The organism is Pseudomonas fuscovaginae SE-1, from assembly GCF_000364705.1.
GTDB lineage: Bacteria > Pseudomonadota > Gammaproteobacteria > Pseudomonadales > Pseudomonadaceae > Aquipseudomonas > Aquipseudomonas fuscovaginae_A.
Window position 1 is genome coordinate 1 of sequence record NZ_AQOH01000145.1, and the last position, 12,310, is coordinate 12,310.

Consider the following 12,310-nt stretch of genomic DNA (forward strand, 5'->3'; position numbering starts at 1 on the left):
GGTTGTCGGGGCCGTGACGACGGGAGCGGCCGGGGTCGCCGCTGGCTTGGGCACGGCCGCCGGCACCGCGGCAGCACCTTCGCCCTGCTTGTCGGCCTCCTGGGCCTGGGCCGCGTCATTGGCCCGCTCTTCCGGCGTACGGCTGTCACTGAACACCAGCAGCAGGTAGCGGCTGCGGTTCAGCGCGGCGGTCGGCACGGCACGGACGATGGCGAACGGCTGGCCGGAGTCGTGGATGACTTCCTTGACCGTCGCCACCGGGTAGCCGGCCGGGAACCGCTGACCCAGGCCGGAGCTGACCAGCAGGTCACCTTCCTTGATGTCCGCCGTATCGGCGACATGGCGCAATTCCAGGCGCTCGGGGTTGCCGGTACCGCTGGCGATCGCCCGCAGTCCGTTGCGGTTGACCTGTACCGGAATGCTGTGGGTGGTGTCGGTCAGCAGCAGCACGCGGGAGGTGTATGGCATCAGCTCGACCACCTGGCCCATCAGGCCACGGGCATCGAGGACCGGTTGGCCGAGCACCACGCCATCGCGCTCACCCTTGTTGATGATGATGCGATGGGTGAAGGGATTGGGGTCCATGCCGATCAGCTCGGCGACCTCGACCTTTTCGTTGACCAGCGCCGAGGAGTTCAGCAACTCGCGCAGACGCACGTTCTGCTCGGTCAGGGCGGCCAGCTTCTGCAGGCGGCCCTGTAACAGCAGGTTCTCGGTCTGGAGTTTTTCGTTCTCGGCGACCAGCTCGGTGCGGCTGCCGAACTGGCTGGCAACGCCTTGCCACAGCCGTTGCGGCAGGTCGGTGATCCAGTACGACTGCATCAGCACCAGCGAGGCCTGGCTGCGAATCGGCTTGAGCACCGTGAAGCGGGCATCGACCACCATCAGCGCAACCGACAGCACGACCAGCACCAGCAGGCGCACGCCCAATGAGGGGCCTTTGGCGAAAAGCGGTTTAATAAGCCGCTCCTCCCAGGCAAATAGACATTTTATTCATACGGCATCAAACCGGCCTGGCTGCAGATTGACAGAAGATAAACGCAACAGGCAGCACTGCAAAGTGCTGCCTGTGAACGGACCGTCCTAGCGTCTGCCAGCGAACTCACTCGCTGGAGAGCAGGTCCATGGTGTGCTTGTCCATCATTTCCAGGGCACGGCCACCGCCACGAGCCACGCAGGTTAGCGGGTCTTCGGCGACGATCACCGGCAGGCCGGTTTCCTGGGCCAGCAGCTTGTCGAGGTCACGCAGCAGCGCGCCACCACCGGTCAGCACCAGGCCACGCTCGGCGATGTCCGAAGCCAGTTCCGGAGGCGACTGCTCCAGGGCGCTCTTGACCGCCTGGACGATGGTCGCCAGGGATTCCTGCAGCGCTTCGAGCACTTCGTTGGAATTGAGGGTGAAGGCACGCGGTACGCCTTCGGCCAGGTTACGGCCGCGGACGTCGACTTCACGCACCTCGCCACCCGGATAGGCGGTGCCGATTTCCTGCTTGATGCGCTCGGCGGTGGATTCACCGATCAGGCTGCCGTAGTTGCGACGCACGTAGGTGATGATCGCTTCGTCGAAGCGGTCGCCACCGACGCGTACGGATTCGGCATAGACCACACCGTTCAAGGAGATCAGCGCAATTTCGGTGGTACCGCCACCGATGTCGACGACCATCGAGCCACGGGCCTCCTCCACTGGCAGACCGGCACCGATCGCGGCCGCCATCGGCTCCTCGATCAGGAACACCTCGCGGGCACCGGCCCCGAGGGCCGATTCACGAATGGCGCGACGCTCGACCTGGGTCGACTTGCACGGCACGCAGATCAGCACGCGAGGGCTGGGCTGCAGGAAGCTGTTTTCGTGAACCTTGTTGATGAAGTACTGCAGCATCTTTTCGCAGACGCTGAAGTCGGCGATCACACCGTCCTTCATCGGACGAATGGCGGCAATATTGCCCGGCGTACGACCGAGCATGCGCTTGGCTTCGGTACCGACGGCGACGACACTTTTCTGGTTGCCATGGGTGCGAATCGCAACAACCGATGGCTCATTCAGGACGATACCGCGCTCGCGCACGTAAATAAGGGTGTTGGCTGTACCCAGGTCGATGGAAAGATCGCTGGAAAACATGCCACGCAGTTTCTTGAACATTGGAAAGGGACCCTGGGCAACGCGTGGGTAAAAAAGTGCGGCAAACTCTAACAACGACGGGGATTTTGGGCAAGGCGCCAATATGTTAAATTAGGCGTTTTTCCGAGCACCATCCCATACAATCGCGGCCATGTGACCGTAGAAGTGCGGTAGTGTTCCGCCAACCTGACACACGGACAGCTTCCATTTTGTTTTCCACTGGAGATTCCCATGGCGCTTGATCGCTCCGACGTGGAAAAAATCGCCCACCTGGCCCGCCTGGGCCTGGTCGAGGCCGATCTTCCACGCACCACCGAAGCCCTGAACAGCATTCTGGGTCTGGTCGACCAGATGCAGGCAGTCGATACCGACGGTATCGAACCCCTTGCCCACCCTCTGGAAGCGAGCCAGCGCCTGCGCGCCGACGCCGTCACCGAGCGCAACAATCGCGAGGCCTATCAGTCCATCGCACCAGCGGTCGAAAACGGCCTGTACCTGGTTCCGAAAGTCATCGACTAAAGGGAAAGAGCCTGCAATGCATCAAATGACTCTGGCCGAGATCGCCCGCGGACTCGCCGACAAGAAGTTTTCCGCCGAAGAACTGACCCGCACCCTGCTGGCGCGCATTGCCCAGCTCGACCCGCAGGTCAACAGCTTCATCAGCCTCACCGAGGAACTGGCCCTGCAACAGGCCAAGGCTGCCGACGCGCGTCGCGCCAATGGCGAAAGCGGAGCCCTGCTCGGCGCGCCCGTCGGCCACAAGGACCTGTTCTGCACCCAGGGCGTGCGCACCAGTTGCGGCTCGAAGATGCTCGACAACTTCAAGGCGCCCTACGACGCCACAGTGGTGGCCAAGCTCGCGGCCGCCGGCGCGGTGACCCTGGGCAAGACCAACATGGACGAGTTCGCCATGGGTTCGGCCAACGAGTCGAGCTACTACGGCAAGGTAAGGAACCCGTGGAACCTGGAGCACGTGCCTGGTGGTTCGTCCGGCGGTTCGGCCGCAGCCGTTGCCGCGCGCCTGCTGCCGGCCGCCACCGCGACCGACACCGGCGGCTCGATCCGCCAGCCGGCGGCGTTCACCAACCTCACCGGTCTGAAACCGACCTACGGCCGTGTTTCGCGCTGGGGCATGATCGCCTACGCCTCCAGCCTCGACCAGGGTGGCCCGCTGGCCCGTACCGCCGAAGACTGCGCGCTGCTCCTGCAGGGCATGGCCGGTTTCGACCCACAGGACTCCACCAGCATCGATGAGCCGGTACCGGACTACAGCGCCAGCCTGAACGACTCGCTGCAAGGCCTGCGCATCGGTGTACCGAAGGAATACTTCAGCGCCGGCCTCGACCCGCGCATCGCCGAACGGGTGCAGGAAAGCGTCAGGGAACTGGAAAAGCTCGGTGCCGTGATCAAGGAGATCAGCCTGCCGAACAACCAGCATGCGATCCCCGCCTATTATGTGATCGCACCGGCCGAGGCCTCCTCCAACCTGTCGCGTTTCGACGGTGTGCGCTTCGGCCATCGCTGCGAGAACCCGACCGACCTCACCGACCTGTACAAGCGTTCCCGTGGCGAAGGTTTCGGCGCCGAAGTGCAGCGCCGGATCATGGTCGGCACCTACGCCCTGTCGGCCGGCTACTACGACGCCTACTACCTCAAGGCGCAGAAAATCCGCCGTCTGATCAAGAACGATTTCATGAACGCCTTCAAGGAAGTCGACGTGATTCTCGGCCCGACCACGCCGAACCCGGCCTGGAAGATCGGCGCCAAGAACAACGATCCGGTCGCCGAGTACCTGGAAGACTTCTACACCATCACCGCCAACCTCGCGGGTCTGCCGGGCTTGTCCATGCCTGCGGGCTTCGTCGACGGCTTGCCGGTCGGCGTGCAATTGCTTGCCCCGTATTTCCAGGAAGGCCGCTTGCTCAACGTTGCGCACCAGTATCAGTTGAACACTGACTGGCACACCCGCACCCCCCAGGGGTTTTGAAGCTGCTGCGCTCGGTAATGCTGCATTGAAAGCTGGCTCGTAATGCTCATTGACTACAGTCAACTGCGCTTACTCGCCAGCCTTCGCCTTGCCTTACCTTCGCTCGCGACGCTTCAAAAGTCCCCTGGCAAGATTTGAGGAAAAACACCATGCAATGGGAAGTCGTGATCGGGCTGGAGATTCACACCCAGCTCGCCACCCAATCGAAGATTTTCTCCGGCAGCTCGACCACTTTCGGCTCCGAACCCAACACCCAGGCCAGCCTGGTCGACCTGGGCATGCCCGGCGTATTGCCGGTGCTGAACCAGGAAGCGGTGCACATGGCGGTGAAGTTCGGCCTGGCGATCGACGCCGAGATCGGCCAGCACAACGTGTTCGCCCGCAAGAACTACTTCTACCCGGACCTGCCCAAGGGCTACCAGATCAGCCAGATGGAACTGCCGATCGTCGGCAAGGGCCACCTGGATATCACCCTGGAAGACGGTACGGTCAAGCGCATCGGCGTGACCCGCGCGCACCTCGAAGAGGATGCCGGCAAGAGCCTGCATGAAGACTTCAGCGGCTCCACCGGCATCGACCTGAACCGCGCCGGCACCCCCCTGCTGGAAATCGTTTCCGAACCGGACATGCGCAGTGCAAAGGAGGCCGTGGCCTACGTCAAGGCGATCCACGCCCTGGTGCGGTACCTGGGCATCTGCGACGGCAACATGGCCGAAGGCTCGCTGCGTTGCGACTGCAACGTCTCGGTTCGTCCAAAGGGCCAGGTCGAGTTCGGCACCCGCTGCGAGATCAAGAACGTCAACTCGTTCCGCTTCATCGAGAAGGCGATCAACAGCGAAGTACAGCGTCAGATCGAACTGATCGAAGACGGCGGCAAGGTCATCCAGCAAACCCGCCTGTACGACCCGAACAAGGACGAGACACGTGCCATGCGCAGCAAGGAAGAAGCGAACGACTATCGCTACTTCCCCGATCCGGACCTGCTGCCGGTCATCATCGAGGACTCGTTCCTGGATGAAGTACGCGCCAAACTGCCGGAACTGCCGCCACAGAAACGCGAGCGTTTCCAATCGCAGTACGGCCTGTCGCTGTATGATGCCAGCGTCCTGGCCTCGAGCCGCGAGCAGGCGGAATACTTCGAGCAGGTGGTGGCCATCAGCGCCGACGCCAAGCTGGCGGCCAACTGGGTCATGGTCGAGCTGGGCAGCCTGCTGAACAAGCTGGGCGTGGAAATCGACCAGGCGCCAGTCACCGCCGAGCAACTGGGCGGCATGCTGCTGCGGATCAAGGACAATACCATCTCCGGCAAGATCGCCAAGACCGTGTTCGAAGCCATGGCCAACGGCGAAGGCAGTGCCGACCAGGTGATCGAGGCCCGCGGCCTGAAACAGGTCACCGACAGCGGAGCGATCGAGAAGGTGCTGGACGAAGTCCTCGCGGCCAACGCCGAGCAGGTCGAGCAGTACCGTGCGGCGGATGAAGCCAAGCGCGGCAAGATGTTCGGCTTCTTCGTCGGCCAGGCGATGAAGGCCTCCAAGGGCAAGGCCAACCCGCAACAGGTGAACGAACTGCTGAAAAGCAAGCTCGAAGGCTGACAGCCCCCAGGTGCGCAGGCCACCTTGTGGTGAGGGGGCTTGCCCCCGCTGGGCAGCGAAGCGGCCCTGAAGCCAGCACACTCAGTGTCTCAGACGAGACGAGGTGTCCGGTTTTACGACTGCTACGCAGCCGAACGGGGGCAAGCCCCCTCGCCACAGATGCGCAATCGCAGCTCCACCGAGGATATCCGATGAAACGCCTGCTCGCCGCCTTTGCCTTCCTCTCCCTGTTGGCCGGTTGTGCCACCCACGACATCGACCCGCGCGGCTACGACGAAACCGGCACAGCCTCCTATTACGGCCGCCAGCACCACGGCAAGCGCACCGCCAGCGGTGAACCCTTCAACCAGAACGGCCTGACCGCCGCCCATCGCCAGCTCCCCTTCGGCACCCGGGTAAAAGTCACCAACCTCGCCAACGACCGTAGCGTCGTGCTCCGTATCAACGATCGCGGCCCGCATACCCGCGGACGCCTGATCGATGTTTCCCGACAAGCCGCCGAAGAGCTGGGCATGCTACAAAGCGGTACCGCACGCGTGCGCGTCCAGAGCCTCAGCGACTGACCCCGGGGAGCACCGCCATTTTCGGATTGACCAACCTGCCGATCCTGAGCCTGATTCAACTGCTCGGCGGCCTGTTCCTGCTGGTGATCGGCGCCGAACTGCTGGTGCGCGCCGCCGTGCGCCTGGCCGCCAGCCTGCGGGTGCGGCCACTGCTGATCGGCCTGACCATCGTCGCCTTCGGCAGCAGCGCCCCGCAGATGGCCGTCAGCCTGCAGGCCGCCATCCAGGAAAACGCCGACATCGCGGTCGGCAGCGTGATTGGTGCGAATATCTTCAACAGCCTGGTGACTCTCGGTCTCTCGGCGCTGATCATCCCCCTACGGGTCTCGCGCCAACTGGTGCGCCTGGACATACCGCTGATGATCGTCGCCAGCCTCATGGTCTTCGGCCTGGCCCTCAATGAAGAGCTGAGCCGCTTCGACGGCGTGCTGATGCTGCTGGTGTTTGCGCTGTACCTGGGGTTGCTGCTGCGTACCTCGCAACACGGCCTGCCGCCCCCCGCACCGGCGCTGCAAACACAGCGCCGGCGTGCGCCCTGGCTCAGCAGTGCGTTCTGGATGCTGCTCGGCCTGGCCCTGCTGGCCCTCGCCGGCCACCTGCTGCTCGATGCCGCCGTCGAAGTTGCCACGGAACTGGGCCTGTCGGAACGGATCATCGGCCTGACCGTCGTCGCGGTCGGCACCTCGCTGCCCCAGTTGGCCACCTCGCTGATCGCCGCCGTCCGTGGCCAGCGCGATATCGCCGTTGGCAACGTGATCGGCGGCAACCTGTTCAACCTGCTGGGCGTACTCGGCGTGACCGCGCTGATCGTCCCGCAACCGCTGTCGGTCTCGCCCAACGCGTTGTCGTTCGACCTGCCGGTGATGCTCGCCGTCGCGGCGTTGTGCTGGCCGGTGTTCTACTCCGGCTATCGCATCACCCGTGCCGAAGGCCTGCTGTTTCTCGGCCTGTACCTGGCCTACGGACTGCACGTGGTGTGGTTCACCACCGGCATGCCGATGGCGGTGCGACTGGAACACCTGATGCTGTTCTTTATCCTGCCGGCGCTGCTGGTGTATCTGCTGTTCAGTACGCTGCGAGCCTGGCGTCGCCAACACTCCTAGGAGCCACTGCAATGAGCGATCAGAAAAAACCCGGTGTCGAGATGCGTCGTCAGGTCATGGGCGATGCCTTCGTCGACCGCGCACTGGGCAATGCCAGCGAATTCAGCCAGCCACTGCAGGACTTCGTCAACGAACACGCCTGGGGCAGCGTCTGGAACCGCGACGGGCTGCCGCTCAAGACCCGCAGCCTGATCACCCTCGCCGCGCTGACCGCACTCAAGTGCCCGCAGGAACTCAAGGGTCACGTCCGCGGCGCCCTGAACAACGGCTGCACGGTGGAAGAAATCCGCGAGGCCCTGCTGCACTGCGCGGTATACGCCGGCGTGCCGGCGGCGATCGATGCCTTTCGCGCAGCGCAGGAAGTGATCGACGCCTACCAGAAAGCCGACTGACCGAAAGACGTCATGTGGCTTTGACTCCAGCTGTATCTACCTGTGGCTTCCTCTGACTCCAGCCGTGGCCACCTGTGGCTTCCTCTAGCTCCAGCCGTGGCCACCTGTGGCTTCCTCTAGCTCCAGCCGTGGCCACCTGTGGCGAGCGGGCTTGCCCGCGCTGGGGTGCGAAGCAGCCCTGAAACCGGCCGGCGCGGTGCGCCAGCCAAGACGGAGCCGTAGGGTCTACGGCCGCTTCGCAGCCGAGCGCGGGCAAGCCCGCTCACCACAAGACTCGCTCGCCACCACCCCCCACTCGCCACCAAGCCGACTCACCACCAGGCCGGCTCAGATCCAGCCGCCCCACTGCAGGACGAAAATGCCGATGTTGGTCGTGACCGCCGCCATCAGCGTGGTGATCACGATGATCGCCGCCGCCAGTTCGTGGTTGCCATTGGCGGTACGGGCCATGACGAAACTGGCGGCCGCCGTCGGGCTGCCGAAGTAGAGGAACAGGATGCCCAGTTCCGCTCCGCGGAAACCGCAGAGCCAGGCACCCAGGGTCGAGAACAGCGGCAGGCCGACCATCTTCACCAGGCTGGCACTGAGTGCCGTGTCGCCGCTCTTGCGCAACGCCGCCAGCGACAGGGTGCCGCCGATGCAGATCAGCGCCAGTGGCAGGGTCATCTGCGCCAGGTAGTTGCCGGAGGTCTCCAGCCAGCCAGGCAGGCCGATCTGGAAATAGGCGAAGGGCGCCGCGGCAATCACGCTGATGATCAACGGGTTGCTCAGCACGCTCTTGCTGATGCTCCACGGGTCGGACTTGATCACCGGGCTGTAGACCGCCAGGACGATGGTCGACAGGGTGTTGTAGAACAGGATCACCAGCGCGGCGAGAATCGCGCCGAGGGAAATCCCGTAGTCGCCATACATGCTGGCCGCCAGGGCCAGGCCGATCACCCCGTTGTTGCCGCGAAAGGCACCCTGGGTGTAGATCCCGCGGTCTTCCTTCGGGCAACGCCAGATCGCCCAGCCCCAGGCCCCCGCGAAAGTCACCAGAGTGGCAACCACGAAGTAGCCCAGCACCCCGGGCTTAAGGGCCGAATGCAGGTCGGCGTGGAGGATGCCGAGGAACAGCAGCGCCGGCATGGTGACGTTGAACACCAGCGCCGAGGCGGTATGGATGAAGTTGTCGTTGATCCAGCCCACGCGCTTGAGCGCCACGCCGAGGAACAACATGGCGAAGACCGGAGCGGTGATGGTCAGTGTATCGAGAAAGATGGCCAGCATTGCCCTGAGAATCCCTTGCCCGTCGTTAGGAGGCTAATGATACGGCAAAGCGGGCCATCCTGCCCGAGCGCCTCAGGCGAACTGCGCGCGCATCCAGGCCTGGTATTGGGCGACTCCAGCCTCTCCCTCACGCGGGGCCCAGGCGGCCATCTCGCCCTCGCCCACCGGCCGATACGGACCGGCCTTGCACTCGAACATCACGGTATCGGGCTCAAGCACCACCAGGCCGTGGAACACACCGGCCGGCAGGTCCACCGCCGGGCAGTCGCCACCGGCCTGCAGGACGCGCCGGGCCAGTACCTGACCGTCCTCGTCGAACACCAGCAGGCCCAGGCTGCCGCGCAGCACCAGCAGGGTCTCCGCCTTGTCCGCGCTCAGGTGCCGATGGGGCGGCACATAGGTGCTCGGCTGCAGGCCGACCGCCATGCGATGGCACGGCTCATCCATCTCATGGAAGTTGTGGTGCATGCGCCCACGGGGACTGGCCGCCGCCTTCGCGGCCAGGTCGGCGAACAACGCTGCATCGAGAAAGCGGGCCCCAGCCATGGATTACAGGCCCTTGACGGCAAAAATACCGGCAGCGTTACGCCAGTAGCCCTTGTAGTCCATGCCATAACCGAAGATGTAACGGTCGATGCAGGGCAGTCCGACGTAGTCGGCCTTGAGGTCCGGACGGGCCTTGCGGTCGTGTTCCTTGTCGATCAGCACGGCGGTGTGCACCTGGCGGGCACCGGCATGCTTGCAGAAGTCGATGATCGCGCCAAGGGTATGCCCCTCGTCGAGAATGTCGTCGATGATCAACACGTCACGGTCGATGAACGAGACTTCCGGCTTGGCTTTCCAGAACAGCTCGCCGCCGCTGGTTTCGTTGCGATAGCGGGTGGCGTGCAGGTAGGAGGCTTCCAGCGGGAAGTCCAGGTGGGTCAACAATTTGCCGGAGAAGATCAGGCCGCCGTTCATCACGCAGAACACCACCGGGTTGCGCTCGGCCAGGTCGGCATTGATCTGGGCGCCGACACGGGCGATGGCCGTCTCGACTTCAGCGTTGGTGTACAGGCAGTCGGCTTCGCGCATGACTTGACGGATATGCTCGAGATCAGCGGACATGGCGCTCTCCAAAGGGTGCTCAAATGGGACTTGTGCAGGCGGCTGCGCAAGAAAAGCGGGCAAAGGTACGCACCCGCGCAGGCCAGATCAAGCGTTTCTGGACTAACGTACTACGGGTCTATAGGACATAAACCCCGGATAGATTAATCTAGGCCGGTTTTTTTGCCCGCCGTCGGAGCCTTTCCCTATGCCCATCCGTGAGATCCGCCACCCGCTGATCCGTCACAAGCTCGGCCTCATGCGCCGCGCAGACATTAGCACGAAGAACTTCCGTGAGCTTGCCCAGGAAGTCGGAGCGTTGCTGACCTATGAGGCGACCAAGGACCTGCCCCTCGAAACCTACAACATCGATGGCTGGTGCGGCACCGTACAAGTCGAGAAGATCGCCGGTAAGAAAATTACCGTGGTGCCGATCCTGCGTGCCGGTATCGGCATGCTCGAAGGCGTGCTCAGCCTGATCCCGGGCGCCAAGGTCAGCGCCGTGGGCGTGGCCCGCAACGAGGAAACCCTCGAAGCCCACACCTATCTGGAGAAACTGGTGCCGGAAATCGACGAGCGCCTGGCGATGATCATCGATCCCATGCTCGCCACCGGCGGCTCGATGGTCGCCACCATTGACCTGCTGAAGAAGGCCGGCTGCAAGGAAATCTGCGCCATGGTGCTGGTGGCCGCGCCGGAAGGTATCGCCGCGGTCGAGAAGGCCCACCCGGATGTGACCCTCTATACCGCCTCCGTCGATCAGAAGCTGAACGAACATGGCTATATCATTCCAGGCCTGGGCGATGCCGGTGACAAGATCTTCGGCACCAAGCAGAAGGACGCCTGAACATGCGGGATGAGTTCAACGACCCGCTCTGGCGCACGGTGCTGTCCGGCGCGCAGATGCTCTTCGTCGCCTTCGGCGCGCTGGTGCTGATGCCGCTGATCACCGGCCTGGACCCGAACGTCGCGCTGTTCACCGCGGGCCTTGGGACTCTGCTGTTCCAGCTGGTCACCGGCCGCCAGGTACCGGTGTTCCTGGCGTCGAGCTTCGCCTTCATCACCCCGATCATTCTCGCCAAGGGCCAGTTCGGCCTGGCCGCGACCATGGGCGGCGTGATGGCGGCGGGTTTCGTCTACACCTTCCTCGGCCTGGCCGTGAAGATCAAGGGCACCGGCTTCATCGACCGGCTGTTGCCGCCGGTGGTGATCGGCCCGGTGGTGATTTCCATCGGCCTGGCCATGGCGCCGATCGCCGCGAACATGGCGATGGGCAAGGCCGGTGACGGCAGCGAACTGATTCCCTACCGCACGGCGATGCTGATTTCCATGCCGGCGCTGCTGACCACCCTGATCGTCGCGGTGTTCGGCAAGGGGATCTTCCGCCTGGTGCCGATCATCTCGGGCGTCCTGGTGGGTTTTGCCCTGTCGTTCTACTTCGGCGTGGTCGACACCGCGAAGATCGCTGCCGCGCCATGGCTGGCCCTGCCGCACTTCACCGCCCCGGAGTTCAACTGGCAGGCGATCCTGTTCATCGTCCCGGTGGCCCTGGCCCCGGCGATCGAACACATCGGCGGCGTGATCGCGGTGGGCAGCGTGACCGGTCGCGACTACCTGAAGAAGCCCGGCCTGCATCGAACGCTCCTGGGTGACGGCCTGGCCACCACGGCGGCCGGCCTGTTCGGCGGCCCGCCCAACACCACCTATGCCGAGGTGACGGGCGCGGTGATGCTGACCAAGAACTACAACCCGAAGATCATGACCTGGGCGGCGGTCTTCGCCATCGCCCTGGCCTTCATCGGCAAGTTCGGCGCGCTGCTGCAAAGCATTCCGGTACCGGTGATGGGCGGGATTCTCTGCCTGCTGTTCGGTTCGATCGCGGCGGTGGGCATGAACACCCTCATCCGCCACAAGATCGACCTGGGCGAAGCGCGCAACCTGGTGATCGTCTCGGTCACGCTGGTGTTCGGCATTGGCGGCGTGCTGGTCGGCAGCGGCACCGGCCCGGATGATTTCGGCCTCAAGGGCATCGCCCTGTGCGCCGTGGTCGCGATCGCGCTGAACCTGATTCTGCCGGGCAATGACGGCTGGAAGAAGAACAAGGCTGACGAACCGCTGGTGTAATCGCAACCGCTCACCACAAGGCCAGTTCCTTGTGGTGAGCGGGCTTGCCCGCGCTCGGCGGCAGAGCCGCCG

At 64.0% G+C, this 12,310-nt stretch carries 13 protein-coding genes; 8 read left to right on the forward strand and 5 right to left on the reverse strand.

The window, feature by feature from the left end:
* Together mreC and mreB are read right to left on the reverse strand one after the other, a co-directional pair.
* The coding region (mreC, locus tag K675_RS0114970) for a rod shape-determining protein MreC (protein WP_157383942.1) at positions 1-960 on the reverse strand (960 nt) is incomplete at its 3' end.
* 142 nt (positions 961-1,102) lie between these two features.
* Complete coding sequence (gene mreB, locus K675_RS0114975) at positions 1,103-2,140, reverse strand: rod shape-determining protein MreB (protein WP_002555108.1); 1,038 nt, start codon at positions 2,138-2,140, stop codon at positions 1,103-1,105.
* Positions 2,141-2,350: 210 nt separating this feature from the next.
* Between mreB and gatC the strand changes: the two genes are divergently transcribed.
* The 6 genes from gatC (at position 2,351) to K675_RS0115005 (ending at position 7,759) form a co-directional block, all read left to right on the forward strand.
* Positions 2,351-2,638 (forward strand): Asp-tRNA(Asn)/Glu-tRNA(Gln) amidotransferase subunit GatC, encoded by a 288-nt coding sequence (gene gatC, locus K675_RS0114980; RefSeq protein WP_017126548.1) that lies wholly within the window; start codon positions 2,351-2,353, stop codon positions 2,636-2,638.
* 16 nt (positions 2,639-2,654) lie between these two features.
* Positions 2,655-4,106: an Asp-tRNA(Asn)/Glu-tRNA(Gln) amidotransferase subunit GatA gene (gene gatA, locus K675_RS0114985; protein WP_017904321.1), complete on the forward strand. Its 1,452-nt coding sequence runs from the start codon at positions 2,655-2,657 to the stop codon at positions 4,104-4,106.
* A 134-nt stretch (positions 4,107-4,240) separates the two neighbouring features.
* Positions 4,241-5,701: an Asp-tRNA(Asn)/Glu-tRNA(Gln) amidotransferase subunit GatB gene (gene gatB, locus K675_RS0114990; RefSeq protein ID WP_269745390.1), complete on the forward strand. Its 1,461-nt coding sequence runs from the start codon at positions 4,241-4,243 to the stop codon at positions 5,699-5,701.
* 191 nt (positions 5,702-5,892) lie between these two features.
* On the forward strand, positions 5,893-6,264 hold the full coding sequence (locus K675_RS0114995; RefSeq protein WP_017904323.1) for a septal ring lytic transglycosylase RlpA family protein: 372 nt from the start codon (positions 5,893-5,895) through the stop codon (positions 6,262-6,264).
* Between the two features lie 50 nt (positions 6,265-6,314).
* Positions 6,315-7,367, forward strand: a complete 1,053-nt coding sequence (locus K675_RS0115000) for a calcium/sodium antiporter (protein ID WP_026145212.1) — start codon at positions 6,315-6,317, stop codon at positions 7,365-7,367.
* An 11-nt stretch (positions 7,368-7,378) separates the two neighbouring features.
* Positions 7,379-7,759, forward strand: a complete 381-nt coding sequence (locus K675_RS0115005; protein WP_017904325.1) for a carboxymuconolactone decarboxylase family protein — start codon at positions 7,379-7,381, stop codon at positions 7,757-7,759.
* Positions 7,760-8,086: 327 nt separating this feature from the next.
* Here the strand turns inward: K675_RS0115005 and K675_RS0115010 are convergent, their stop codons facing one another.
* The 3 genes from K675_RS0115010 to K675_RS0115020 form a co-directional block, all read right to left on the reverse strand.
* Positions 8,087-9,028, reverse strand: a complete 942-nt coding sequence (locus tag K675_RS0115010; RefSeq protein WP_017904326.1) for an AEC family transporter — start codon at positions 9,026-9,028, stop codon at positions 8,087-8,089.
* A 72-nt stretch (positions 9,029-9,100) separates the two neighbouring features.
* A complete protein-coding gene (locus K675_RS0115015; protein WP_026145213.1) occupies positions 9,101-9,574 on the reverse strand; it encodes a WbuC family cupin fold metalloprotein in 474 nt (157 codons plus the stop codon).
* Positions 9,575-9,577: 3 nt separating this feature from the next.
* Complete coding sequence (locus K675_RS0115020) at positions 9,578-10,135, reverse strand: hypoxanthine-guanine phosphoribosyltransferase (RefSeq protein ID WP_017904328.1); 558 nt, start codon at positions 10,133-10,135, stop codon at positions 9,578-9,580.
* Positions 10,136-10,322: 187 nt separating this feature from the next.
* Between K675_RS0115020 and upp the strand changes: the two genes are divergently transcribed.
* Together upp and K675_RS0115030 are read left to right on the forward strand one after the other, a co-directional pair.
* Positions 10,323-10,961, forward strand: a complete 639-nt coding sequence (upp, locus tag K675_RS0115025; RefSeq protein ID WP_017904329.1) for a uracil phosphoribosyltransferase — start codon at positions 10,323-10,325, stop codon at positions 10,959-10,961.
* Between the two features lie 2 nt (positions 10,962-10,963).
* Positions 10,964-12,238, forward strand: a complete 1,275-nt coding sequence (locus K675_RS0115030) for a uracil-xanthine permease family protein (RefSeq protein WP_017904330.1) — start codon at positions 10,964-10,966, stop codon at positions 12,236-12,238.
* Positions 12,239-12,310 lie beyond the last annotated feature (72 nt).